Annotated in this window: 28 protein-coding genes; 18 read left to right on the top strand and 10 right to left on the bottom strand. The window is 71.8% G+C overall.

The window, feature by feature from the left end:
- Window positions 1-22: 22 nt before the first annotated feature.
- From ACERMF_RS16470 to ACERMF_RS16455, 4 genes are read left to right on the top strand one after another with little or no spacing between them, the layout of a single operon-like run.
- Entirely contained in the window at window positions 23-478 is a 456-nt protein-coding gene (locus ACERMF_RS16470; protein ID WP_373670238.1) for a GNAT family N-acetyltransferase, read from the top strand.
- Between the two features lies 1 nt (window position 479).
- Window positions 480-1,217: a DNA repair protein RecO gene (gene recO, locus ACERMF_RS16465; RefSeq protein ID WP_373670237.1), complete on the top strand. Its 738-nt coding sequence runs from the start codon at window positions 480-482 to the stop codon at window positions 1,215-1,217.
- Between the two features lie 35 nt (window positions 1,218-1,252).
- The gene (gene uppS / locus ACERMF_RS16460) at window positions 1,253-2,023 is read left to right on the top strand and encodes a polyprenyl diphosphate synthase (protein ID WP_373670236.1); all 771 of its coding nucleotides are present in this window, start codon (window positions 1,253-1,255) and stop codon (window positions 2,021-2,023) included.
- Between the two features lie 24 nt (window positions 2,024-2,047).
- A complete protein-coding gene (locus tag ACERMF_RS16455) occupies window positions 2,048-2,278 on the top strand; it encodes a hypothetical protein (RefSeq protein ID WP_373670235.1) in 231 nt (76 codons plus the stop codon).
- A gap of 66 nt (window positions 2,279-2,344) precedes the next feature.
- Here ACERMF_RS16455 and ACERMF_RS16450 read toward each other — a convergent pair whose 3' ends face one another.
- The 5 genes from ACERMF_RS16450 to ACERMF_RS16430 are packed head-to-tail and all read right to left on the bottom strand — an operon-like array spanning window position 2,345 to window position 6,584.
- Complete coding sequence (locus ACERMF_RS16450) at window positions 2,345-3,181, bottom strand: alpha/beta hydrolase (RefSeq protein WP_373670234.1); 837 nt, start codon at window positions 3,179-3,181, stop codon at window positions 2,345-2,347.
- The gene (locus tag ACERMF_RS16445) at window positions 3,178-3,795 is read right to left on the bottom strand and encodes a CoA pyrophosphatase (protein WP_373670233.1); all 618 of its coding nucleotides are present in this window, start codon (window positions 3,793-3,795) and stop codon (window positions 3,178-3,180) included. The genes ACERMF_RS16450 and ACERMF_RS16445 overlap by 4 nt, the downstream gene beginning before the upstream one ends.
- Window positions 3,792-4,571: a class I SAM-dependent methyltransferase gene (locus tag ACERMF_RS16440; protein WP_373670232.1), complete on the bottom strand. Its 780-nt coding sequence runs from the start codon at window positions 4,569-4,571 to the stop codon at window positions 3,792-3,794. Before ACERMF_RS16440 ends, ACERMF_RS16445 begins: the two co-directional genes overlap by 4 nt.
- Window positions 4,568-5,227, bottom strand: a complete 660-nt coding sequence (locus ACERMF_RS16435; protein ID WP_373670231.1) for an ATP-binding protein — start codon at window positions 5,225-5,227, stop codon at window positions 4,568-4,570. The genes ACERMF_RS16440 and ACERMF_RS16435 overlap by 4 nt, the downstream gene beginning before the upstream one ends.
- A gap of 28 nt (window positions 5,228-5,255) precedes the next feature.
- Complete coding sequence (locus tag ACERMF_RS16430) at window positions 5,256-6,584, bottom strand: aminotransferase class I/II-fold pyridoxal phosphate-dependent enzyme (protein WP_373670230.1); 1,329 nt, start codon at window positions 6,582-6,584, stop codon at window positions 5,256-5,258.
- 72 nt (window positions 6,585-6,656) lie between these two features.
- On the opposite strand from ACERMF_RS16430, the gene ACERMF_RS16425 reads away from it, so the two are divergent.
- From ACERMF_RS16425 to ACERMF_RS16415, 3 genes are read left to right on the top strand one after another with little or no spacing between them, the layout of a single operon-like run.
- On the top strand, window positions 6,657-7,367 hold the full coding sequence (locus tag ACERMF_RS16425; RefSeq protein ID WP_373670229.1) for a pyridoxamine 5'-phosphate oxidase family protein: 711 nt from the start codon (window positions 6,657-6,659) through the stop codon (window positions 7,365-7,367).
- A complete protein-coding gene (locus tag ACERMF_RS16420) occupies window positions 7,364-8,536 on the top strand; it encodes an EamA family transporter (RefSeq protein WP_373670228.1) in 1,173 nt (390 codons plus the stop codon). The genes ACERMF_RS16425 and ACERMF_RS16420 overlap by 4 nt, the downstream gene beginning before the upstream one ends.
- Window positions 8,533-9,192 carry an MOSC domain-containing protein gene (locus ACERMF_RS16415; protein ID WP_373670227.1) on the top strand — a complete coding sequence of 220 codons (660 nt, stop codon included), beginning with the start codon at window positions 8,533-8,535 and terminating at the stop codon, window positions 9,190-9,192. The genes ACERMF_RS16420 and ACERMF_RS16415 overlap by 4 nt, the downstream gene beginning before the upstream one ends.
- A 55-nt stretch (window positions 9,193-9,247) precedes the next feature.
- On the opposite strand, the gene ACERMF_RS16410 is transcribed toward ACERMF_RS16415, so the two are convergent.
- Both ACERMF_RS16410 and ACERMF_RS16405 read right to left on the bottom strand, forming a co-directional pair.
- Complete coding sequence (locus ACERMF_RS16410; RefSeq protein WP_373670226.1) at window positions 9,248-10,114, bottom strand: aldehyde dehydrogenase family protein; 867 nt, start codon at window positions 10,112-10,114, stop codon at window positions 9,248-9,250.
- Between the two features lie 52 nt (window positions 10,115-10,166).
- A complete protein-coding gene (locus ACERMF_RS16405) occupies window positions 10,167-11,609 on the bottom strand; it encodes an aldehyde dehydrogenase family protein (protein ID WP_373670298.1) in 1,443 nt (480 codons plus the stop codon).
- A 210-nt stretch (window positions 11,610-11,819) separates the two neighbouring features.
- Between ACERMF_RS16405 and ACERMF_RS16400 the strand changes: the two genes are divergently transcribed.
- Both ACERMF_RS16400 and ACERMF_RS16395 read left to right on the top strand, forming a co-directional pair.
- Entirely contained in the window at window positions 11,820-12,335 is a 516-nt protein-coding gene (locus ACERMF_RS16400; RefSeq protein WP_373670225.1) for a sigma-70 family RNA polymerase sigma factor, read from the top strand.
- Complete coding sequence (locus tag ACERMF_RS16395; protein WP_373670224.1) at window positions 12,328-14,109, top strand: GerMN domain-containing protein; 1,782 nt, start codon at window positions 12,328-12,330, stop codon at window positions 14,107-14,109. Before ACERMF_RS16400 ends, ACERMF_RS16395 begins: the two co-directional genes overlap by 8 nt.
- A gap of 54 nt (window positions 14,110-14,163) precedes the next feature.
- On the opposite strand, the gene deoC is transcribed toward ACERMF_RS16395, so the two are convergent.
- Complete coding sequence (deoC, locus tag ACERMF_RS16390; protein WP_373670223.1) at window positions 14,164-15,129, bottom strand: deoxyribose-phosphate aldolase; 966 nt, start codon at window positions 15,127-15,129, stop codon at window positions 14,164-14,166.
- Window positions 15,130-15,284: 155 nt separating this feature from the next.
- Here deoC and ACERMF_RS16385 point away from each other — a divergent pair, with 155 nt between their 5' ends.
- Complete coding sequence (locus tag ACERMF_RS16385; RefSeq protein WP_373670222.1) at window positions 15,285-16,256, top strand: ABC transporter ATP-binding protein; 972 nt, start codon at window positions 15,285-15,287, stop codon at window positions 16,254-16,256.
- Window positions 16,253-17,065, top strand: coding sequence for an ABC transporter permease subunit (locus ACERMF_RS16380; protein ID WP_373670221.1), 813 nt, complete (start codon window positions 16,253-16,255; stop codon window positions 17,063-17,065). The genes ACERMF_RS16385 and ACERMF_RS16380 overlap by 4 nt, the downstream gene beginning before the upstream one ends.
- A 51-nt stretch (window positions 17,066-17,116) precedes the next feature.
- Here ACERMF_RS16380 and ACERMF_RS16375 read toward each other — a convergent pair whose 3' ends face one another.
- Complete coding sequence (locus ACERMF_RS16375; protein WP_373670220.1) at window positions 17,117-17,278, bottom strand: DUF1059 domain-containing protein; 162 nt, start codon at window positions 17,276-17,278, stop codon at window positions 17,117-17,119.
- 62 nt (window positions 17,279-17,340) lie between these two features.
- Here ACERMF_RS16375 and ACERMF_RS16370 point away from each other — a divergent pair, with 62 nt between their 5' ends.
- Window positions 17,341-18,177, top strand: coding sequence for a BTAD domain-containing putative transcriptional regulator (locus tag ACERMF_RS16370; RefSeq protein WP_373670219.1), 837 nt, complete (start codon window positions 17,341-17,343; stop codon window positions 18,175-18,177).
- 321 nt (window positions 18,178-18,498) lie between these two features.
- Here the strand turns inward: ACERMF_RS16370 and ACERMF_RS16365 are convergent, their stop codons facing one another.
- Window positions 18,499-19,122, bottom strand: a complete 624-nt coding sequence (locus ACERMF_RS16365) for a TetR/AcrR family transcriptional regulator (protein ID WP_373670297.1) — start codon at window positions 19,120-19,122, stop codon at window positions 18,499-18,501.
- A gap of 233 nt (window positions 19,123-19,355) precedes the next feature.
- Here ACERMF_RS16365 and ACERMF_RS16360 point away from each other — a divergent pair, with 233 nt between their 5' ends.
- From ACERMF_RS16360 to ACERMF_RS16335, 6 genes are all read left to right on the top strand, one after another.
- Complete coding sequence (locus tag ACERMF_RS16360; RefSeq protein WP_373670218.1) at window positions 19,356-19,841, top strand: DUF6326 family protein; 486 nt, start codon at window positions 19,356-19,358, stop codon at window positions 19,839-19,841.
- A 108-nt stretch (window positions 19,842-19,949) separates the two neighbouring features.
- Window positions 19,950-20,711 (top strand): hypothetical protein, encoded by a 762-nt coding sequence (locus ACERMF_RS16355; RefSeq protein ID WP_373670217.1) that lies wholly within the window; start codon window positions 19,950-19,952, stop codon window positions 20,709-20,711.
- 152 nt (window positions 20,712-20,863) lie between these two features.
- Window positions 20,864-21,433, top strand: a complete 570-nt coding sequence (locus ACERMF_RS16350; RefSeq protein WP_373670216.1) for a dihydrofolate reductase family protein — start codon at window positions 20,864-20,866, stop codon at window positions 21,431-21,433.
- Window positions 21,434-21,973: 540 nt separating this feature from the next.
- A complete protein-coding gene (locus tag ACERMF_RS16345) occupies window positions 21,974-22,156 on the top strand; it encodes a hypothetical protein (protein ID WP_373670215.1) in 183 nt (60 codons plus the stop codon).
- Between the two features lie 386 nt (window positions 22,157-22,542).
- On the top strand, window positions 22,543-23,796 hold the full coding sequence (locus tag ACERMF_RS16340) for an FAD-binding protein (protein ID WP_373670214.1): 1,254 nt from the start codon (window positions 22,543-22,545) through the stop codon (window positions 23,794-23,796).
- Between the two features lie 173 nt (window positions 23,797-23,969).
- Complete coding sequence (locus ACERMF_RS16335) at window positions 23,970-24,275, top strand: type II toxin-antitoxin system RelE/ParE family toxin (protein WP_373670213.1); 306 nt, start codon at window positions 23,970-23,972, stop codon at window positions 24,273-24,275.
- Window positions 24,276-24,325 lie beyond the last annotated feature (50 nt).

Raw genomic sequence — 24,325 nt, 5'->3', positions numbered from 1 at the left:
GTCGTCGGGTACAACGGTCGGCATGCTGATCGACACCCTCACCGACGGCCAGGTCGACGACGCCCTGGCGCTGTGGGCCCGCACCGAGCACCTGGGCCCCGTGCCCGCGGCCGAGCTGGACCGGGTCCGTCGCCACGACGCCGGGCTGGTGGTCGGCGCGCGCGACGACGACGGCCGGCTCCTCGGTGTCGTCATCGGCGCCTGGGACGGCCGGCGCGGTTCGATCAGCCGGCTGGCGGTGGATCCCTCGGCACGCCGTCGTGGGGTCGCCCAAGCGCTGGTGAAGGAGGTCGAGGACCGGCTGCATGCCCGTGGTTGCCGGCGGGTCAGCCTGCTGGTCTTCGACGGCAACGGCGCAGGACGGCAGTTCTGGCGGCGGGCCGGCTACCGCGAGTTCGCCGACGTCGTGATGTTCTCGCGCGACCTCGATGGCGCGGCGTCCGACGGGCCGTGTGACGCCGCCGACCCCGGTTGCTGACGTGGCCACCTACCGCGACCAGGGCATCGTCCTGCGCAGCTACAAGCTCGGCGAGACCGACCGCATCGTGCACCTGTGCACGCAGGGCCGCGGCAAGGTCCGTGCGGTCGCCAAGGGCGTGCGCCGGCCGGGGTCGCGGTTCGGTGGCCGGCTCGAGGCCTTCAGCCACGTCGATCTGCAGCTCTACGAAGGCCGCAACCTCGACGTGGTGAACCAGGCCGAGCTCATCGCCCCCCATGCCCGTGTCCGCGAGGACTTCGCCCTCTCGGCCTGCGCCTCGACCATGACCGAGCTCGCCGACCTCGTCGCGCAGGAGGGCGAGCGCGACAATGCCCTGTTCCTGCTGCTGCGTGCCGGACTACAGGCGCTCGACGCGGCGCCTCCCGAGCCGGCCGTGTTCGTCGACGCGTTCCTGCTCCGGCTGGCCTCCATCGTCGGATTCCACGCGTTCACCGAGGCGTGTGCGGTCTGCCGCACCCCGGGTCGGCACGCCTTCCTCAGCGTGAAGGCCGGCGGCACGCTGTGCGCCGCGTGTGCGCCGACGGGGACCCGCGCGGTCGACCAGGACGTCATCGAGGCCGTGCGACTGCTGGGGGCGCCGGGGGAGTGGGCCGCGCTGCCCGCGCTCGCACGCGACCGGCCCGACGCCCAGCGCACGGCGGCCTCCTATGTCCGCGCCTTCGTCGAACACCATCTCGACCGGCGGCTGCGCAGCTACGAGCTGGTGCCCCGGCAGTAGGCTGCCCGGTCCGCGCCCGACAGCTCAGGAGACGCGTGGACCTCGAGGAGCTCGACCTCGCGCCCGACCGCATCCCCGGTCACGTCGCCATCATCATGGACGGCAACGGACGTTGGGCGAACCGGCAGGGACGCCGGCGCAACGAGGGGCACGAGGCCGGGGAGCGGGCCCTGTTCGACACCGTCGAGGGCGCACTCGAACTGGGCGTGCGCGACCTGACCGTCTACGCGTTCTCGACCGAGAACTGGAAGCGGCCGCCCGACGAGGTGCGGTTCCTGATGGGATTCAACGAGTCGCTGCTGGTCCGTCGGGCGGACGAGCTGCACGACCGTCGGGTCCGGGTTCGCTTCATCGGCAGACGCAACCGTCCCGTTCCGAAGCGGCTGGTGCGTCTCATCGAGGACACCGAGTCGCTCACGGCGGCCAATCGTCGTATGACCCTGCGCATCGCCTTCAACTACGGCGGACGGACCGAGTTGATCGACGCGGCGCAGCGGTTGGTCGACGACGCCGGCGCCGGCCGGGTCCGCAAGGTCGACGAGCGCGCGATCGCCGAGCGGCTCTACGACGCCGAGATGCCCGACGTCGACCTGCTCATCCGCACATCCGGGGAGCAGCGGCTGTCCAACTACCTGCTGTGGCAGGCCGCGTACGCCGAGTTGGTGTTCACCGACCTGCTGTGGCCCGACTTCGACCGGTATGCGTTGCGCCGGGCCGTCCGTGACTACCAACGACGGGACCGACGCTTCGGCGGGGCGATCGACCGTCCGACCGCACCGACCGCGCCAGACGCCGGCCCCGGGTGAGGGTCGGGCGACGAGGAGGACGACGTGGCCCGCTTCGAGGTCCAGCAGATCAACCCCAAGCGTTTCGACCCGCGGGCGCAGACCTACGAGGTCGTGGACACGCGGGGCGGCAAGGCCGTGGCCAGCTTCCCGGACCGTGCGGCCGCCCAGGCGCACGCCGACCGGCTCAACGAGGGCCCCTTCGACCTCGACGAGCAGGACCGTCGGCGCCGTGAGGACGACGAGGACTGGGGAACGTGGGAGAAGTGGGACTGACGGGCCGCGTCGCTGCGGGTAGCGGCGCGGCTGTCGGTCAACGGCCGTGCTGCACGAGGAGCGGGATCACGGTGCGGTCGTCGGGGCGCCGTCGAGTGCGGTGCGGATGAAGGCGTCCACCCCGTCGAGGTAGGTCGCGCCGTCCAGCAACTCGCGGTCGTTGTGGTCGACGCCCTCCAGCCACAGCACTTCGGCCCCGGTCGCGTCAGCGACCGCACCGGAGAGGCCTGGCGGGACGATCCGGTCACCGGTTCCCGCGACGACGAGCGTCGGGCCCTCCCACGCCGCCAGGTCGTCCGTGACCGGGAAGCGCTCGCGGAGCAGGCTCCGTACCGGCAGGAAGGGATAGTGCCGCGCGGCGACCTCGGCCAGCGAGGGGAACGGTGACCGCAGCACCAGGGCGGCGGGCGGCTCCTGCGCCGTGAGGGCGGCGGCGACGCCGGTGCCGATGGACTCGCCGAGGTGCACGATGCGGTCCGGCGCAACGTCCGGGCGGCCCTGGAGATGTCGACGGGCGGCCGCGGCGTCCGCCAGCAGGCCCTGCGCGTCCGGGCGGCCCGGGTTGCCGCCGTATCCGCGGTAGTCGAGCAGCAGCACGGCGTGGCCCCGTTCGGCGAGGCCGTGCGCGAGGGGGAGGCGCAACGACCGGCTGCCGGCGTTGCCGGGGGTCACCAGCACGGTCGACACGGCAGGCTCCGGCGAGGCGACGAACCATGCGGTCAGCGCCAGTCCGTCCTGCGTGGTCAGGGTCACCTCCTCGACGCCAGGCGGGGCGGGTGGGGCGTTCCGATCGGGGAGATAGATCAGCTGGCGCTGGAAGACGAAGGCCGCCGCCGCGAGCACGAGCCAGAGCGCCGCGACGCTGGTGGCCGCGACGGTCACGACGCGGAGCGCCCCGCTCATGGCAACGGCGGCAGACGCAGGCCGAGCGCGGCGAGGAAGGTCGCGAGGGTGCGGTGGGTGAGGCCCCACACCACCCGCCCACCCAGATCGATGGCCGGGAAGACCTCGTCGTAGCCGGGGAGGTGGTGGGGCACCGCCGCCGCCGGATCCAGCAGGGCCGCGAGCGGCACCCACAGCGCGTCGGCGACCTCGTCGGGATGGGGCGTCATCGCCGGTCGCTCGTCGAGGACGAACGCGTAGGTGGCGACGCGACCCGCGTGACGGCGTCCCTCGTGGTCGTCGAGGCGGCCGACCGGGTGACCCAGGGCGATCCCGACCTCCTCGCGGGTCTCGCGCACCGCCGTCGCCGCGAGATCGGGATCGTCGGGCTCGCGCTTGCCGCCCGGCAACGCCATGTCGCCCGACCACGGGTCCCCGCCACGTCGCACCCGCTCGATCAGCACCAGCTCCGGGCCGTGCTCGCCCGGCGCCACGACCAGTGCCGTCGCCGCCTGCCAGGTGTCGACGATTTCGTGCTCGGCGGCGGCCCGCGGGACGTATCGGGCGAGCGCGTCGCGGATGCGGTCGAGGTCGGGGAGGTCGTCCGCCGGGACCGGAACCGCACCGAAGCTCACGAGTCGGCGTCGCGCCGGGCCAGGACCCACAGCTCGGTCGTGTAGTGCAGTGGCACCCGGCCGTCGGGATCCTTGCGGCTGCCGTCGTAGAGGTCGCGCACGGCAGCCAGGACGCGTGCACGGGTCCGATCGTCGAGACGGGCCACGAACGACACCGAAGCGATCCTCGCCACGAGCCCTTCGGCGTCGAGGTGCTGCACCCACGGTGCCGAGTCGGTGACCGGCGCCGCGAAGTGCGGACTCTCGGTGAGCCACTCGACCCATTCGTGACGTGCCCACGACGGCGTGTCCCCACGGTGGGGCAGGAGCAGTTCGTCCAGCGCCCCCTGGACCGGCGTGGACAGGTCACGGCGGTTGAAGATGACCCCCAGGTGGCCGTCGGGTCGCAACACGCGATGGAACTCGGCCAGCGCTTCGGGACCGGCGAACCAGTGGAACGCCTGCGCCGCCGTGACCGCGTGGAGGCTGCCGTCCGGGAACGGCAGGTCCTCGGCGGTGCCGGCCACGATGTCGAGTTCGGGTGCCGGGATGCTGCGCCGCAGTTGTTCGCGCATCCCCGCCATGGGCTCGACGGCGACCACCTCGGCGCCCGTCGTCAGCAGCGACCGGGTCAGCTTGCCGGTTCCGGCGCCGACGTCGGCGACGCGGCGGCCGGCTCGGAGGCCGAGCAGGTCCACCATCCTGCCCACGATCGAGGCCTCGTAGCCGGGGCGGGCGGACTCGTACTCGGCGGCCACGCCGTCGAACCCGGTCGCGGTCTCGTGCACCCCGCTCATGCCGCGTCCTCGTCGAGTCGGGGGTGCCCGACAGGCGCGGTCAGCAGCCGCTGCAGGCGCAGGGTCGCGTCGTGGGCCGTGACCGGCACGGCGCCGCGGGCGATCTGGCGGGCGACGATGCGCGGCTCCTGCCGAAGTAGGTACAGGCCGCGGCGCAGCAGGGTCGAGGGTGGCTTGCGGCCCTCCCGCAGGTCACGCACCAGCCGGCGCCAGAACGTCACGACGGGACGGTGGGTCAGGCACAGGGCGTCGGCGAGGATGCCGGCTTCGCGGCACCGCTCCACCAGTTCGGCGGCGAAGATGCCCTCGGCGACGACCAGGTGCGCGTCACCCAGTTCGACGGTGTGGCTGCGGACGGCACGGTTGCTGGGGATGTCGTAGACCGGCAGCTCCGCCCGTCCCGTGGCGGCCAGCTCCCTCAACGTCGCCACGGCGCGCTCGGCGTCCCACGACGCCGGGTCGTCCCAGTCGACGATGCCGAGTTCGCCCACCGGCAACGCGGGGTCGTCGCCGTCGCGGTAGAAGTCGTCGAGGCAGACCGTCGGCAGGCCGACCCGCGCCGCCAGCGACGACTTGCCCGAGCCGGACGGGCCCGACAGCAGCACGACCCGTGCACGCGGCACGTCGGCAGACGGGTTCGGGGCGGGATGGCTCACGGCACCCAGGGTAGTCGGGCGCGTCCGCTCACCCGCGACGCGTCCCGAGCCGGTTGGCGAGGACGTCGGCGAGGTCGCCGGCGAGCCGGTCCGCCTCGTCGGGGTGCAGTGATGCGACCGTGACCCGGATCGCCGGGTCGGCCGCGAGCCGGTACGGCTCGCCGGCCTGCACGGCCCAACCACGCGCCAGCAGCCCCTGCACGACCGGGACCTCCTCCGACACCGGGATCCAGACGTTGAGGCCGCTGGCGCCGTGACAGACGAGGTCGTGCGGAGCGAGCGCGTCGCGCAGGGCCTGACGCCGCTGCGCGTAGATGGCCGTGGCTGACGCGAGGGTGCCCTCGGCGTCCGCGCGCTGCCACACCTCGGCGGTGAGGTGCTGCAGCAGGTGGCTCACCCATCCGGTGCCCAGCCGCTGGCGCCCGAGCACCCGTCCGACCGTCTCCTCGTCGCCGGCCAGCACGGCCACCCGCAGGTCGGGCCCGAGCGATTTGGCGGCGGAGCGCACCACCGCCCACCGCTCGCGCCCGGCGCTCAGCGTGATCAGGGCCGCGCCGGCGACGGGGCCGGCATGGTCGTCCTCGATGAGCAGCACGTCCGGGTGGTCGTCGAGCAGCGGTCGCAGCTCGGCCGCCCGGCTGGCGCTGAGTGCGGCGCCGTACGGGTTCTGTGCCCGCGGAACGAGCAGCAGCGCCGCGATGCCGCGGTCGAGCGCCTCGGCGAGGGCATCCGGCAGCGGACCCTCGTCGTCGACCTCGATGCCGACCGGTTCGAGTCCGAGCGCCCGTGCCAGGTCCAGCGAGCCGGCGTACCCGGGATCCTCCAGCCCGATCCGGTCGCCGATGCGCAGATGGACCTCGAGGACCCGCTCGATGCCGTCGAGGCCGCCACCCACGACCGCCAGCTGGTCGTCGGCCACGCCGTCCGCGGCGAAGGCTGCGCGCGCCAGCGACAGGAGCTGTTCGACCCCCGGCTCCTCGCCGTAGAGGCGGTGGACGGGGCCGACCGCCTGCAACGCCGGGCCGAGGTCGGGGAGCAGTTGGGGATCGGGGTTGCCCGACGCGAGGTCACGGACGCCGAGGGGAAGTTCGGGCGCGAGTCTGCTTGCGAGCGCCGGACGATGGCCGACCACGGTCCTGGAACGATCGTGCGAGACCAGGATCCCCCGCTGCCGCAGGTCGCGGTACGCGGTGGCGACCGTGGTCGGGGAGATCCCCAGATCGCGGGCGAGCGCGCGGACCGACGGCACGGCTTCCCCGGGGGTCAACGCCCCGACCGACACGCCGCGCTCGACCGAGCGGACGATGCTTGCCGCGCTGTTCCCCGCGATGGCATACTGTACCGGCTCAGTGTTCATGACTGTAATGTAACAGATCTTCCGTGCGGTCGCGGGGGCCACCACCCGCGTCCGCCGAATCGAGGCACCCCGTTGTCCGCCCCTGCTCCCGACGACGACCTCGTGCGTGTGCGGCGTCTGCCCGAACGCGGAACGACGTCACGAGAGGTCGTCCACGCCATCCTCGACGCCGGCGTGGTGTGCCACCTCGGCTACCTCCACGGTGACCGCCCCGTCGTCGTCCCGACGCTCTACGGGCGCGACGGCGACGCGTTGATCCTGCACGGGTCCGCGGCCTCGCGGGCGATGCGCGCGGGAGCCCGCGGGCTGCCCGTGTGCGCGACCGTGATGCTCCTCGACGGGCTGGTCCTCGCCCGCTCGGCGTTCCACCACTCCGCGAACTACCGCTCGGTCGTGGTGCACGGCGACGCACAGGCGATCGAGCATCCCGACGACAAGGTGGCCGCGCTGCGGACGCTGACCGAGCACGTCACCCCCGGACGCTGGGCCGAGGTGCGTTGGCCCACGCCCCAGGAGCTTCGCGCGACCACCGTGTTGCGGCTCCCGCTCGACCATGCCGTCGCAAAGGTGCGGGCGGGCGGTGTCGGCGACGACGAGGCCGACCTCGACCTGCCCGTCTGGGCCGGCGTCGTGCCGGTGTCCACGCAGTACGGCCAGCCGGTCGAGGCACCCGGCCTCGCCGAGGGTCTCACGCCGCCGGTCTCGGTGTCGCGCGTGTCGGCCTCGCCGACGTCCGCCGTGACGGGTGCCCCGGCGTCCATCGCCGCCGTGGGGCGGCCATGACGCGCACGGTCAACCGCGCCGTCGCCGCGCGCCTGCGGCGGGCCGGGGCCCTGCCGAGCGTCGTCCCGGTCGAGGCGACCCCGCGACCGACACCCCCGCCGCCGCCCGAGCGGCGTGCTCCGGCGCCCCGAAGCGTGATGGTCGCCCTGGCGCTGCTGTGCGTGTACGTGATCTGGGGCTCGACCTTCCTCGCGATCAAGGTCGCGATCGAGACCATTCCACCGTTCACGATGATGGCGATCCGTTTCGCGATCGCCGGGGCGCTGCTGTTCGCCTGGGCCGTGCGTCGCGGCGATCGTGGTGGCGACCGGGTAACCCTGCGTCAGTGGGGACACGCGATCCAGTCCGGTGCGCTGCTGCTGGTCGGTGGCACGGGCCTGGTGTCGCTGGCACAGACGCGTATCTCCTCGGGCACCGCCGCCCTGCTGTGTGCCACGGTGCCGCTGTGGATGGCCCTGCTTGGACGCGGCATGCTCGGCGAGAAGCTCTCGCGGCGCGCGTGGATCGGACTGCTCGTCGGCTTCCTCGGCGTCGCCGCACTCGTCGATCCCCGCGGCGGCGGGCAGCTCGGCGCCATGCTGCTGGTGCTGATCGCGACGCTGGCGTGGGCGGCCGGTTCGATGCGCAGCCGCCTGGCGGACGCGCCAGCACGCCCCCTGGTGGCCGCCTCGATGGAGATGCTCGGCGCCGCGCTGCTGTTCACCGTGATCGCGGTCGGTTCCGGTGAGGTCGCCGGCATCGTGTGGTCGCAGATCGACACCAGCGGTGTGCTGGCGCTGGTCTATCTCACCACGGCGGGCTCCCTGGTGGCGTTCACCGCCTACAGCTGGCTGCTGCGCAATGCGTCGACGACGCTGGTGGGCACCTACGCCTACGTCAACCCGGTGGTCGCGGTGCTCCTCGGCTGGGCGTTCGCGGGCGAACTCGTGAGCGGTCGCACGCTGGTCGCGGGGGCAGTCATCCTCGGGTCCGTCGTGCTGCTGATCACCGGCCGGCCCGGCGAGCCCGTTCCCGCCCAGGCCACCTCGGGTGGTGACGTGTTCGCCGGCGAACCGCGTTGGCACCGCACCCACAAGCGGCTCGGTGGCCTGCCGTCCGCAGCACGGCTGTACCGCGACCCCGGCGCCCAGGGGCCGCGGCCCGTCCGCCGTGACCGGGGACCGGCGTGAGCACGCCGCCCTCCGTCCTGGCGATCTGCGTCGGACGCAGCCGCCCCTTCGGCGACCGTGCCGTCGGTCGGACCGCGATCGACAAGCGTCCCGTCGAGGGTCCCGTCGTCGCCGGCGATGACGGACTCGCCGGCGACGAGCAGGCCGACCTGCGCCACCACGGCGGTCCCGACCAGGCCCTGTACGTGTATGCGCAGGAGGACGCCGACGCCTGGAGCGCCGACCTCGGACGGGTCGTCGCGGCCGGGTCGTTCGGCGAGAACCTGCGCACGAGCGGCCTCGAGGTGTCCCGCGCACGGATCGGCGAGGTGTGGCGGGTCGGTGCCTGCACCGTGCAGGTCACCGGACCTCGCCTCCCGTGCCGCACGTTCGCGGCGTTCTGGGACGTGCCGGACCTGGTGCCGCGTTTTCTCGCCGCCGGACGGCCGGGGGCCTACCTGCGCGTCCTCGTCGAGGGACCGATGCAGGCCGGCGACACGATCGAGGTGCTCGAGCGGCCCGACACGACGCTGCTGGTCGCCGACGTCGCACGCATCGTGACGCGCGACCGTCACGATGCCGCGCTGCTGCTGCCGTCCGACGCCCTGGGTGAGCGCATCCGACGCTGGGCACGGGCCAGGACCGGGGAACCGACCGCCGAACCTTCGCCGTCCTGACCCGATCCTGCGGTGTGGACGTCGACGTCGGGTGTTCTCGTAGGGGCTTTCGGCGTCAGCGTCCCTTGGGGTGCCAGACGGTCTTGGTCTCGCAGAACGCGACGATGCGGCGTGGACCGGCCGGCGTCCGGGTCCAGTCGGGTTCCGTGGTCGGCACCTTCAGGACCCGCTTGACGTTCTCGGCGGCCGCGGCCTGCAGTTCTGCGGTGTCGCGGCCGGCCATGCCACTGAGATCGAGCGCGTTGACGTCGAGGTGACCCGCCAGGACCGGGGCCAGCTCGTCGGGATGCCCGGTCAGGATGTTGATGACGCCACCGGGGACGTCTGACGTCGCCAGGACCTCGGCCAGCGTGACGGCCGGCAGCGGTCGTGACGCACTGGCGACGACGACGACCGTGTTGCCGCTGACGACGATGGGCGCCACGACCGAGGCGAATCCCAGCAGCGACGACTGTTGCGGCGCGATGGCGGCCACGACGCCGGTCGGCTCGGGAACGGAGATGTCGAAGTAGGGGCCGGCCACCGGGTTGGCCGTGCCGTGCACCGCCTGGAACTTGTCCGACCACCCGGCGTACCAGACCCAGCGGTCGATGGCTGCGTCGACCTGTGCGGCGGCCTTTCGCTCGCTGATGCCCTCGGCGTCGGCGACCTCGGCGGTGAACTGGTCGCGGCGCCCCTCGAGGATCTCGGCGACGCGGTACAGCACCTGGCCGCGGTTGTAGGCCGTGGCGGCGGCCCAGCCCGGCTGTGCCTTTCGTGCGGCGACGACCGCGTCGCGGACGTCCTTGCGCGAGGCCCGGGCGGCGTTGGCCAGGAAGCGCCCCTTGGCGTCGGTGACCTCGTAGACGCGGCCCGACTCCGAGCGCGGGAACGCGCCACCGACGTAGAGCTTGTAGGTCTTGCGGACGTCGAGGCGGCTCATCGGGCCTGCTTTCGTGCGTCGTGCCGGGAGTCGGTCGCGGTGTCTGGCCGGGTCACAGCTCGTGCTCGAGGTAGGCAGCCAGTCCGTGCATGCCGCCCTCGCGGCCGAAGCCCGACTCCTTGTAGCCACCGAACGGGCTCGTCGGGTCGAAGCGGTTGAACGTGTTGGCCCACACCACGCCGGCGCGCAGCTGGTCGGCCATCCACAGGATCCGCGAGCCCTTCTCGCTCCACACACCCGCCGACAGGCCGTAGGGGGTGTTGTTGGCCTTGGCGACGGCCTCCTCGGCGGTGCGGAAGGTCAGGACGGACAGCACCGGCCCGAAGATCTCCTCCTGCGCGATCCGCGACGACTGCGACACCTCGGTGAACACCGTTGGTGCGAACCAGAATCCGCGGTCCGGCAGCTCGCAGGCGGGGGACCAGCGCTGGCCGCCCTCGGCTTCGCCAGCGTCGACGAGCGTGGTGATGCGCTCGAGCTGCTCGCGCGAATTGACCGCGCCGATGTCGGTGTTCTTGTCCAGCGGGTCGCCCAGGCGCAGGGTGCCAAGGCGGCGTTGCAGCTTGTCGATCACCAGGTCGTGCACCGATTCCTGCACCAGCAGGCGCGACCCGGCGCAGCAGACGTGCCCCTGGTTGAAGAAGATGCCGTCGACGATGCCCTCGACGGCCTGGTCGATCGGGGCGTCGTCGAAGACGATGTTGGCTGCCTTGCCGCCGAGTTCCAGGGTGAGGCGTTTTCCCGTCCCGGCCAGCTGCCGCTGGATCGCCTTGCCGACCCCCGTCGAGCCGGTGAAGGCGATCTTGTCGACGCCTTCGTGTGCCACCAGCGCCGCGCCGGTCTCGCCGGCACCCGTGACGATGTTGACCACGCCGGGCGGCAGGTCGGCCTGTTGGCACACCTCGGCGAACAGCAACGCCGTCAGCGGGGTCGTCTCGGCCGGCTTGAGGACGACCGTGTTGCCGCACGCGAGCGCCGGCGCGATCTTCCAGGCCAGCATCAGCAGCGGGAAGTTCCACGGGATGACCTGGCCGCAGACGCCGACCGGGGCGGGGTCGGAACCGAGGCCGGCCCAGTCGAGCTTGTCGGCCCATCCGGCGTGGTAGAAGAAGTGGGCGGCTGCCGTCGGGACGTCGACGTCGCGGGTCTCGCGGATCGGCTTGCCGTTGTCGATCGTCTCCAGCACGGCGAACTCGCGGGCGCGTTCCTGCAGCAGCCGGGCGATGCGGAACAGGTACTTCCCGCGCTCGGCGCCGGGCAGTTTCGACCACGTGCCGAACGCCTTGCGGGCGGCGGCCACGGCCCGGTCGACGTCGGCCGAGGTGGCCAGGGCGACCTCGGCGAGGTGCTCTTCGGTGGCGGGCGAGATGGTCGCGAAGCTGCCGCCGTCGACGGGATCGACGAACTCGCCACCCACGAACAGTCCGTAGGACGCCCGGATCGTGGCGAGGTCGCGCGCCTCGGGCGCGGGCGCGTACTCCCAGGTCGGGGTGATCAGGTCGGGAACGGTGGCACTGGCCACGACGCGGTCCTTCGGTGGGTTTGCAGCGGCGCGCCCGCACGGGAGGCGAGCCGGTCAAGCATAGTGTCGCCGTGGGAATCGAACCGCTCGTGGTGCGGGCGCCGACCGTCGCTTGCGGGGCCGGGGTAACCCCTGGGGCGGCCCGTGCGTCGGTGGTGGTGACGAGACCGGGAAGGGGCAGGGTTGGCAACGGACGAGGGCGAGTTCCGCGACTTCGTCGACCGCGAGTACGCGGCGCTCGTACGCGCGCTGTCGCTGTACTGCGGGGGACGCGAGGTCGCCGAGGAACTGGCGCAGGACGCCTTCGCCCGTGCCTACCAGCGCTGGAACAAGGTGTCGCAGATGCAGCGTCCCGGCGCCTGGGTGCGAACCGTCGCGTTCAACCTGGCGCGCTCCGGCTTCCGCCGCAAGGGGGCCGAACGGCGCGCGTATGCCCGGCACGGCGCCGCGCCGACAGCGACGCAGTCGGCGGAGCAGGCGGAGGCCATGGCCGTCCGCGACGCGGTCCTCGAACTCCCGGACCGCCAGCGCCAGGTGCTCATCCACCGCTACTTCCTCGGCGACTCCGTGGCGGAGACCGCCGACACCGTCGGGATCAGCGACAACGCGGTGAAGTCGGCCACGTTCAAGGCGATCGAGAACCTGCGCCGGCGACTGGGCGACGTCACGGCGATCGAGGAGGGCTCGCACCATGCCTGACATCTCCGACCTGCTCGACCGGGCGGCGTGCGGCGCCGACGGGCCCGCGCCCATCGACACCATCGTGCGGCGCGGACGTCGTCGTCGGTCGGCGGCCCGGGTCGCGACCGTCGGGGCACCTCTCGCCGTCGCTGCGGTCGTGGCGGGCATGGTGCTCGCCGGCGATGGCCCGAGCGGCCTGATCATCGACCCGCCACCACCGGTGGCCGAGAGCCCGGACCCCGCGCCCACGCCATCGGTGGATTCGACGGAGTCGGCCGAGCCGCCGCCGGGGGAGCGCGGCGAACCGCCCGAGGCCGCCGACGCGTCGGGTTGGGTGGAGCCGAGCGGCATGGCGGCCGACGTGCTGGTGATCGAGGCCGACAGCGGCACGTCTGCCGTCACCCGACTCGCCGCTGACGGCAGCCTGGAGGAGTTCGAACTCGAAGCCGGCGTGCCGAACGCCGCCGGGCTGGTGCCTGATGGCGATGGGGGCGTTGCGTGGCAGCCGGACTCCGAGAGCATGGATGCGGCACCGGTCCTGCACCGCGATGCCGGCGGTGAGACGACGACCTTGGCCGCCGCCGAGGGGCCTGGTGAGATCCAACTCGTCGGCTGGGATCTGGGCCTCGTGCGGCCGTTGGTCACCGAGCGCTCGGGCAGCGGGTTCCAGGACACCACCGCAGACCTGCTGGCGGTGCCTTTCGATGGTGGTGACGCGGAGGTCGTCCGCGAGGGCGTCGGCGCCTGGGAGATGGGCGTCTCGCACGCGGCTGTCCTGGAGACGGCCATCTACGCCCAGTACGTCGAAGCGATGCACAACATCGTCATCGATCCACCGGACGGAGCCCCCGTCGTGGTGTTCGAGGGTGGTGAACTCAACGGCGAGTATCCCCGCGGTGTCGGCTTCGTCGAGTCCACCGGTCAGGCCGTGGCGCTCGTCGAGCGCGGTCCGGTCTTCGGCGAGACGCCATCGGTCCGGTTGTTGATCATCGATCCGGCGGTCGCCGAGGTCGTCGACGAGCTGGAGGTCCCGATCGCGCTCGGCCTGGCCGACGGCGCGATGGAAGAGCTGCTTCCGCAGGCCGGGGACCTCTCCGTCCGGGGTGACCACGTGCTGGTGAACCGACGGGCCGATGGGGCGTGGCTGCCGCCGGTGGTGCTCGACGTGGGAAGCGGGACGTGGTCGCTCCTCGAACACCGGGACGGCGGCCTCGTCACCGGGCGTGCCTTCCTCGCCCCGGCCGCAGGCGCCGACGCCCGTCAGGAATTCGCGGCCTGCTACACCGAGGACCAGTCGCTGGTCAACGCCGCGCCCGGCGGTGAATCCTTGTGGAAGACCTCGTTCGTCTACCTGCCGTGCACCGACTGGGACGAGCCACAGGACGTGCATCGACTGTCCGCCCAGGTCGCGCTGACGGGCGACCTCGTCGACGACCTCACGGCCGCACTCGAGGTCCTGCTCGAGGAGGCGCCGACGCCGGAGCAGGCCGAGCGGGGGTATCACTCACCGGTGGACGGTCGCGGCGTTCGATTGCGTTCGGCAGCGGTGGACGATACCGGACGGGCGGTGGTCGACGTGAGCTTCGCCGACGGGGTCGACGGCCTGAACTCGGCCCACAACAGCCTGGTCTGGCACCGGATGCTGTTCGGGACGGTGTTCCAGTTCGCGGACGTCACGAGCCTGGAGCTCCGACTCGACGGCTCCTGCGATGCCTACGCCGAGTTCTTCCAGGGCGACGGCTGCCAGACCGTCGGTGTCGCCAAGGCCGCCCCCTGGAACGCGCGGGGGTGACCCGAGACGCACGTGGACGACCGACGTCACGACCCGACTCGCTCGCGCGGACGCTTAGTCGATGGTGACGCGGTCCGCGGTCCAGTAGTTGCCGGTGCGCTGCTTGTTGCGCTGCATGAGCAGGTCGTTGAGCAGGCTCGACGCGCCGAAGCGGAACCGGTCGGGGTGCAACCACTCCGGGCCGGCGGTCTCGTTGACCAGCACGAGGTACTTCAGCGCGTCCTTCGCCGTGCGGATGCCGCCGGCGGACTTCACGCCGCGGTACTCGCCGCTGATCGACTGGAAGTCGCGCACCGCCTGCAGCATGACCAGCGTCACGGGCAGCGTCGACGCGGGAGAGACCTTGCCCGTCGAGGTCTTGATGAAGTCGCCGCCGCCGGCGAGCGCGAGCCACGACGCGCGGCGCACGTTGTCGTAGGTGGCGAGCTCGCCGGTCTCCAGGATCACCTTGAGGTGGGCCTCCCCGCACGCCTCCTTGACGGCGACGATCTCCTCGAGCACCAAGCCGTAGTTGCCAGCGAGGAACGCGCCCCGGTCGATGACCATGTCGATCTCGTCGGCGCCGGCCTCGACGGCGTCGGCGACGTCCCGCAGCTTGATGTCGAGGCTGGAGCGTCCCGACGGGAAGGCCGTCGCCACCGAGGCGACGTGGATGCCGGTGCCCCGCAGCGCCTCGACGGCGGTGCCGACCAGGTCGGGATAGACGCAGACCGCGGCGACCGGGGGGCAGTCGGGGTCGGCGGGGTCGGGCTGGCGGGCCTTGGCGCACAGCGAACGCACCTTGCCGGGCGTGTCGGCACCCTCGAGGGTGGTGAGGTCGACGGCACGGATGGCCAGGTCCAGCGCGAAGGTCTTGGTGTCCTTCTTGATCGAGCGCGTCCCGAGCTGTGCGACCCGCTTCTCGACGCCCACCTGGTCGACGCCCGGCAGCCCGTGCAGGAAGCGGCGCAGTGCCGACTCGGAGGCCGTGACCTCGCGCAGGTCGGTGTCGTCGCCGGGAAGGACGAGGGAGGAGGACATCGGGCGCTCGCAACGACGGCAATGGGCGATCCGAGGCAGCCTACCGGGGCGCCCCACCGGCACCCGGGCGGCGGCGGGGCATGCGCGCCGTGCGGGCTGTCGCGGGAACGCCCGCCGGTAGAGTCCGCTCGCCCCTCGACCGGATCAGACACCCCATGCCCGTGACCCGCGACCCCGAGCTCGAGCTCGAGCTCCGTGGCGTCACGCGTCGGTTCGGTGAGGTCACCGCCATCGACGGGCTGCACCTGAGCATCGGGAAGGGCGAGGTCGTCGGTCTGCTCGGCCACAACGGGGCCGGCAAGACCACGACGGTACGTCTGCTCGCCGGGCTGCTGTCCGCGGACCAGGGCCGGGTGCTCGTCGGGGGCCTGGACCCGACCGTCGACGGTCCCGCCGTGCGCCGGCGGTTGGGGGTGCTGCCCGCCGATCCGGTGGTGGACCGACGCATGACGGCGACCCAGAACCTGCGCTTCGCCGCCGAGGTGTTCGGTGTCAGCCACGACGGCCTCGACGAGCGCATCGACAGCTCGCTCGCCCGGTTCGGACTGTCCGGTCGCGGTGCCGACAAGGTCGAGGACTTCTCCACCGGCATGCGACAACGCCTGTCGCTCGCCCGGGTGCTGCTGCCCGATCCGGACGTGCTGCTGCTGGACGAGCCGACCTCCGCGCTCGACCCGATCGCGGCGCGCCAGGTCCGACGCGAACTGGCGTCACTGGCGGCCGAGGACGGGCGCACCGTGGTGGTTGCCACGCACGACCTCGCCGAGGCGGAGTTGCTGTGCGACCGGGTCGTCGTCCTCGAGCAGGGGCGGATCGTCGTCGACGGCAGCCCGGCGGAGTTGGCCGCTGAGCACGGCACCGGTGGGTTACTGCTCGAGGTCGCCCCCGACCAGGTCGAGACCGTCCGCCGACGCCTGTCACGCCTCGCCGCGGTCCGCGACGTCGAGGTGGACGCCGCCGGTCGGGTCCGGGCGCGGGGGGTGCCGCGCGACGAGATCCCCGGACTCGTCTGGGCGCTGTCGTCGGCCGAACTGGCCGTCTACGAGGTGCGGCGGCTCGACCCCACGCTCGAGGAGGTCTACCTCGCACTGCACGAACGCGACGCCGACCCGGGAGGACACGCATGAACCGGCGTGGCATCGCCGCCGTGGTCCGCCGGGACCTCCGGCTGGTGTGGGGCAGCAAGTCGGTCGTCATCCCGTCGATCGTCGTTCCGGCACTGCTGCTGATCGTGCTGCCCGCCCTGGCCGGCGTCGTCCCACGCTTCGTGGACTTCGCCGGCGCCGGCGACCTCGACGCCCTGCTGGCCGCACTTCCGGACCGCGCCGTGGCCGGGCTCTCGTCCGATCCGGGGCTCATGGTCGCCGAGGTCGTGGTGACCTGGCTCCTCGCGCCGCTCGTGCTGCTGGTGCCGGTGATGTTCGCCGCCGTCATCGCCGCCGACGGCATCGCCGGAGAGAAGGAGCGCGGCACCCTCGAGGGGCTGCTGCTCACCCCGCTGAGCGACCGCGACCTGGCCGTGGCCAAGCTGTTCGCGGCCTGGATCCCCGCCGCGATCCTGGGCATCGGCGGCGCCGTGCTGTACGCGACGGTCGCGAACCTCTCGGTCGGCACGCAGGTCGGACGCCTGGTGCTGCCGACCACCGAGTTCACGCTGATGGCGTTGTGGGTGGGACCGACCTTCGCGGCCGCTGCGATGGCGGCCGTGTCGCTGGTCTCGGCCCGGTCCAAGACGACCCAGGAGGCGTTCCAGATCGGCGGGGTGGTCGTCATCCCGGTGGTGCTGATGCTCGTCAGCCAGGCCAGCGGCGCCCTGCTGCTGTCGGCGTGGCTGCTGATCATCGCCGGGATGGTCGCCCTGGCCATCGCCGCGGCACTCCTCCGGGCGGCCGCGCGGGCACTCTCGCGCGACCGCCTCGGCACCCGCCTGCCGTGACGGTCGGGGTCGCCGACCTTCTCGAGCTGGCCGAAGCCGACGCCACGTTGCTCAGTCGGCCGGGCGGGCCATCGACAGGGCCTGGTCCCGGCTCAGTTCCTGGTCGTGGGTGTCCCGGGCGTGGGTCTGTGCCGCGGTGACGACCTCGTCGTCGTCCGCGCCGTGCAACGTCGCCCCGCACGGGCACTGAATGACCTTCGCAGTCTCGCTCATCGATTCCTCCGTCGTGTCACAATCCTTGCACCCTGCACGAGCGAGGTTGGCGTGGTGTTGGCGTGAAGTTGGCGTCCCCCAGCGTGCGCTTCCACCTGACGGCGCGCGTCACGGTCGAGGGGCGCCGACGTCTCGACGAGGCGGACCTACCCGGTCGCCAGGGTCGCCTCGCGCTGGTCTACCTCGTCGCCAACCGCCATCGCCCGGTGTCGGTCGACGAGTTGGCGGCGGCGCTGTGGGGTGACGACCTCCCGCCGAGCTGGCAGGCCTCGTTGCGTGCCCTCGTCAGCAAGCTGCGCGCCAACCTCGAGTACGCCGGCGCAGGTCGCCTCACCCGCAGCGGTGGGTGCTACCAGGCGCTGCTCGGCTCGGCATGGGTGGACCTCGAGGAGTCCGCGAACGCCGTCGACCGTGCCGAGGGAGCCCGCCGTCGTGGCGACCTCGCCGCCGCGTGGGGCGACGCCACGGTGGGGGCGTCCATCACGCGACGTCCGTTGCTGGCGGGCGAGGACCTGCCCTGGATCGCCACCCTCCGCGACGTGCTCGAACACCGGGCCGTGCGCGCGCTGGACATCCTCGCCGAGGTCAACCTCGCCTGCGGCGATCACCACCTCGCCGCGGAGGCCGCGCGCAGCCTCATCGACCTGGCGCCGTTCCGCGAGACGGGGTACCGGCACCTGATCCGGGCGGAGGCGGCACGCGGGGACCTGGCCGAGGCCGTGCGGGTCTTCCACCGGCTCCGGGTCCTGCTGGACGAGGAACTGGGTGCCCGGCCGTCGGTCGACACCCAGCGGGCACTCACCGAGGTGCTGGCGTCGACGTCTGCGCCCCCGGTTGGCGGAACCCGCGGTGCGGCGATGGGACCTGCTCCGCGCGGTGGTGCGGCCGTCCCGGGGTAGGCCCCGCCTTGACAGCACCACCGCGTCGAGGCATCACCACGCCGCAGACCCGCGCGGGCGGCTGGCAGATCGACCACCAGCGATGCGTCGGCGCGGTGGTGCGGCAGACCCGTGGCGGGCCCCGCCCTGGCAACACCCCCGCGTCGAGGCATCACCTCGTTGCGGACGGTCCCGGGCGGCTCTGAGGTCGACCACCAGCGATGTGTCGGCGCGGTGGTGCCGCAGACCCGTGGCTGGCCCCGCCCTGGCAACCCCACCGCGTCGAGGCATCACGACGCTGCGGACGGGCGCGGGGGCTCGAACCTGGCGTCGGGCTCGTCGTCAGTCTCGCGCCTGCCCTTCGAGGCGCGCGAAGCCGTCGAGGATGAAGTCGAGTCCGAACGTGAACTCGTCGGCGGGGTCGTATCCCGCGGCGGCGAGGGTCGCGGCTGCCTCGTTCAGGTACGGGTACTGGTCGGGGGGGAGTTGTGGGACGAACGTGTCCTCGATCATGTCTGCGAGCTCTTCGGCCGTCTCGAAGGGCAGGCTGGCTTCCTGGAGGACGAACCCGTAGACGTAGCTGTCGAGCACCCAGTTGGCGTGGATCGCCATCTCCACGGAGAACCCGGCCTTGCGCAGGCAGGCGGTGACGGCCTCACGGTGGCGCAGGTTGGCTGGCCCCGGGTTGGTTCGAGATTCCATGAGGCTGATCGCCCACGGGTGGCGTCCGAGGACCTGGCGGGCTGAGACCGCTCGCTGCCGCATCTCGGCCTTCCAGTCACCATCGCCCGCGGGCAGGTCGATCTCGTCGAACACGAGGTCGATCATGGCGTCGAGCAGCTCTTCTTTGTTGGCGACGTAGTGGTAGAGCGACATCGCACCTGCGTCGAGCTCGCCAGCGAGGCGGCGCATGCTGAGCTGGCCGACGCCTCCGGTGTCGGCGAGCCTGATGGCTTCGGTCACCACCCGCTGCTTGCTCAACGAAGCGGCAGCTGCAGGCCGCTGTTCGGGTTCGTCCGTGGCCACGGGCTCCTCATCTTCGCGCTTGGCACTGACGAACCGTACAGCGTACGCGTATAGTACAGCGTACGACGTACGGTGTACGAGTGCCGTGGCGGCGCAACGCCCTCCACCCGGCTCGCTCCCACCCAGTCAGATCGGCTGTGGGCCGGGCCCGCCAGAGAACGAAAGAGCAGACCATGACGAGGCGAGTGAACGCTGAGATCACCTACGAGGACACGCGGATGCCGGTGCAGGCGCAGCTCGCGGCAGCTTGGACCAGCTTCATGTTCCTGTACATCTACGTGGACTACTTCCACCTGTACAAGCCAGGGGTCATCGACGACATCCTGGCCGGTGTCGTCTGGGAGTTCGAGATCAGCCAGGCCCTTCTCACCGCCTTTCTCGCGGCGGTGGCGGTCCCGAGCCTGATGATCTTCCTCTCCGTGATCCTGCCTGCGCGTGCGAACCGGGTGATCAACCTCGTCGTGGCATCGCTATACATCCCCTTCTCGATGTTCAACGCGGTCGGTGAGTCCTGGACCTTCTTCTACGGGCTCTCCATCGGACTCGAGGTGCTGCTCCTGGCCGCCATCCTGCGCTCCGCCTGGACCTGGCCCCGCAGCTCCCTCGCGCAAGCTGACCACGCCGTGCCCGCCGGACGTGCCACACCGAGTCAGGCCTGACGTCCGGAACCGATCTCCGCATCAGTGAGAGCGCTACAGAACGCCCGGTGGCCCGAGGTTGCTGAGTCTGCCGGCTCGGCGGGATGGCCATGGCTACGGTTGTCGTCGATGGGGGTCACCGAGGAACGCTTCCGGGCACTGGCGCGCTCTTCACCGTGGCGCTGGTCCAGCTTGCAGTTCGTGCGCACGCGCCGGCACGGGCGCGACCAGTTCGGCGCAGACGTGCGGGCGTGGCTGCGCCGCCCCGACGCGCTGCGGGTCGAGGACCTCGAGGGCCACCTCCTGCACACCGAGATCGGGTCTGTACCGCGGACCGTCGCGCTCTTCACGCCCGACGGAGGGCGCGAGCTGCCGCTGCGTCCGGCATCCTCGGTGGCACCGGCTTTGCGGCCGGACGGGCTGGTTCGCCGGCGTCCGTCTGACGGGGACCTCGACTACGACGATCCCATGTTTCAGGACTACGCGTGGGTGGCGATGCTCGATCCGGTCGAGCTCGCCGACGGCGACGGCGGCCGCCCGGGCGCGACGCTCGAGCACCTGCGGTCCGTCGAGCATCACGGACGGGAGGCGTGGGAGGCAATCATCCGTCCCACCTCGGCGTACGCGCCGCGCTGCTCGTGCTGTGCGCTGCTGCTGTCTGAGGTCAGCGAGCGTCGACTCGCCGAGGAGGGCGGACCCGCGGTTCGCGCGCAGGAGCCCTCCTTCGAGTTCGCGGACGCGCACCTCGTGCGGCTCGACCTCGAGAGCGCCGTGTGCGTGTACCTCGAGCAGCTCGGAGGCGACCGCTCGGGCTGGGCGGACGACGTGTGCATCGAACAGATGGATGAGCCGATGCCGGACGTCTTGTTCAGCGAGCCGCAGCCGCACTGAGGCGATGGTGTCGCGACTGAAGACAACGGCTGGAATCGCCAGGTCTGCGGCGGTGTGCGCAGGTGCCCTCGGCCGCCGATGAAACCCGGCGCCGGCAGTCGTCTGTATCCGGTCCGGTGAACGCGCCGCGCGCATCAATGGAGAGCAACGGGATGAGAGCACTTCGATACTCGATCAACGTCACGCTCGACGGCTGCTGCCATCACGAGGCAGGGCTCCCCCCGGACGAGGAGTCGATGCGCTACTGGGCCGCGGAGATGGAACGAGCCGATGCCCTGCTGTTCGGCCGGGTGACCTACGAGATGATGGAGTCAGCGTGGCGGCAGCCGGCCACGGGCACGTGGCCTGACTGGATGGAAGCGTGGGAGGTCCCGTTCGCCGAGACCATCGACCGGGCGAAGAAGTACGTCGTGTCGAGCACACTGAGCGGGGTCGATTGGAATGCCGAGCTGGTGCGAGGCGACTTGGAACAAGCGGTTCAGCGGCTCAAGCACGAACCAGGTGAGCGCTTGTTCCTGGGTGGCGTGACGCTCCCCCTGGCGCTGGCAGATCTGGGACTGATCGACGAGTACGAGTTCCTTGTGCAGCCGGTCCTTGCCGGACACGGGCCGACGTTGCTCGCCGGTCTGCGCGAGCGCATCCAGCTCGAGCTCGTAGATCGCCGTGAGTTCCGGTTGGGGGCGGTCGCCCTGCGATACCGGCCCTCGCGAGTTCCGGCTTGACGTGACTCGTCTGCGCTCACCCCACCCTCGGGCTCCGCGGCGTGCTCCAGCTGGACTTCCCACTGTCGCCGGATGTCCACCGCGATGGACGCAGCGTCGTCGGGGAAGTCCTCGAGCCTGGTGGCATGAGCCTGCTCTGATTCAGCCCTCCGCGAGCGCGGGCGGACGCGCGAATCGGTGACCCGGCGGCGAGAGCGAGCTCGAGCGCGTCGCTCGGGCGCAGGTCGACCCGCGCGCTGCCGCCGGCGCCCTCGACCCCGGCCCGACCGCCGCTGCGCCAGTCCGACGCGCTGACGTGCCCGTCCTGATCGGCCTCGGCATCAGCACCGGGATCGTCACCATCGCGTTCCTCGCATCCATCGTCCGTATCCCGCTCGGCACCGCCGTGGCCGTCGAGTTCCTCGGCCCCCTCACCGTCGCCGCTCTCCGCAGCCACGAGATCCGAGCGCTTCGCTGGCCGGCGCTCGCTCTGATCGGCGTCGTGCTGCTCACCCAGCCCTGGCAGGGTGCATCGACCCGGCCGGGGTCGGCTACGCCGCCGTGGCCGCGGTCGGTTGGGCCGCCTACATCCTGCTCACCCAGCGCATCGGCGACCGGTTCGACGGCATCCTGCTCGTCATCACCGCCGGGGCGGCCGCACAGCGAGCAGGTCAACGCCACCCAGCCGCAGCCACCGCCGACCCGATCCCAGGCCGACACGCGATCCACGCAGCAACCGGGTGACAACGCCCGGCCTTTCTACTCCTGGCTGGCGATGTACTGGGCGATGGCGTGCGTGGCGTGCCGGTCGAGGCTGTGGCGATTGCGGCCGTCTTGGGGTCGGTATGGCGTGCGAGGTCCTGCACGTCACAGTGCGCGCCGGCGTTCAACGCGGCGGTGATCGCGGCATGCGCCAGCGTGTGTGGGATCATCCTCCAGGTGATGCCTGCCTCGCGAGCGGGGCGCGCCACCGCAGCGGCGACGTTGTCGCGCGACATGCGGTTCCCCACCGGTTGCGCAGCAGCCGGTGGCCGACACGACGTTGCGGGCGGCCGCGGCGGACCTGCCTAGCTAGGGTGACGCGTCAGTCTGGCGTTGGACGCCGATTTCCCGCCCTGAAGGGTCGATGCGTGAGCCAGCGGGGGACGAACTGGGGTGGCAATCTCACCTATGGGGTGCGGGAGGTGCGGTTGCCGACCGGGCTCGAAGCGTTGCAGGAGGTGGTCGCCACCACACCGAGGCTGCGTCCATTGGGGACTCGTCACAGCTTCAACGGCCTGGCGGACACCTCGGCGGTCCAGGTGACGCTGGAAGCGATGGAGCAGTTCGTAGAGGTTGACGACGTTTCGGCGACCGCCCGGGTGTCGGGGGGGTCGACCTATGGCCACATCGCGCCCGTGCTTCATGACCACGGGCTCGCCCTGCCGAACTTGGCCTCGTTGCCGCACATCAGCGTTGCTGGCGCCTGTGCCACGGCTACCCACGGGTCCGGGGTGCGTCATCGCAACCTTGCCGCTGCCGTGTCGGCGATGGAGTTCGTGGACGGGACCGGCGAGCTGGTGACCGTCAGCCGGGCCAACGATCCCGACATCTTCCCGGGTTGTGTCGTGCACCTCGGTGCACTCGGGGTCGTCACGGCCCTCACGCTGGACCTGGTGCCGGCACAGCCGGTACATCAGCGCGCCTACGTGAACCTCTCCCGGTCCGCACTTGCCGCCAACCTCGCCGAGATCTTGGCCGGTGCCGACAGCGTGAGCTGTTTCACCCGCTGGCAGGACGACGTGATCGAGACCGTGCTGCACAAGGACATGCGTGACCCTGCCGACGACCCGACCGAGCTGTTCGGTGCCGCCCGCGCGACCCGGCCGCGTCACCCGATCCTCGGCATGTCGACCGAGTCCGTCACGCAGCAACTCGGCTGCCCCGGTCCGTGGCACGAGCGGTTGCCGCATTTCCGTCTGGGTCACACACCGAGCGCGGGCAAGGAGATCCAGTCGGAGTGGTTCGTCGACCGACGTGACGCCGCCGATGCCCTCGAGGCGGTCTGGGAAGCTGGCCCGGACCTCGACGAGGCGTTGCAGGTCAGCGAAATCCGCACGATTGCCGCCGACGACCTGTGGCTCAGCCCGATGCACGAACGTGACGTCCTCGGGCTGCACTTCACCTGGACCCTGGACCAGCCGGTCGTCGACCGGGCTGTCGAACGGGTCGAGGACGCCTTGGCTCCGTTCGACCCGGTGCCTCACTGGGGCAAGGTCTCACATGCCGACCGCGACGTGTATGCGTCGCGCTACGACCGCCTCGACGACTTCACCGGACTCGCTGAGCGCTTCGACCCCGACCACCGCTTCCGCAACCCCTTCCTGGACGACCTCCTCGGTTGAGGGCTTTCGCGGGTCCGACCGCGCAGGACAACTCACGCCGGATGTGGTGGCCCGGTTCGCTGGCGGGGGATTCACCCGAGCGCGGACCTTGCGGGAAGGCCCGCTCCGGCGGCCGGCGAGCTCGTCCCGTTCGACGAGGTCCGCGCCGAGCACGCCGCCCGCACCCGCTCGTAGTGGCGCGGGTCTTCCTCACCCGCACGGCGCGGGAGGCCCTGGCCGCGCTCGACCTCCTGCGAGCAGACGCTGTCCTGGGTGCGCTCGGTGAACTCGAACGTGACCCGTACGTCGGTCGCGAGCTCCGGGGACGGCTCACGGGGCTTCGGTCCTACCGCGTCGGCGTCTACCGGATCATCTACGAACTCCGTGACGACCTCACCGTGCGCGTTGTCGCCATCCGCCACCGTGGCAGCGCCTACGAGACGAACCCCCGGTTAACCCGACGACCCGTACAAAACGCCCTCATGTTTGTCTCCGGGTAGGGACGCAGGCCCGCGACCTAGCGTCTCGAGGGTCCCGGCGGGATGACTCG

Source organism: Egicoccus sp. AB-alg6-2 (assembly GCF_041821025.1).
GTDB lineage: Bacteria > Actinomycetota > Nitriliruptoria > Nitriliruptorales > Nitriliruptoraceae > Egicoccus.
This window is presented reverse-complemented; position numbering and strand designations above follow the sequence as displayed.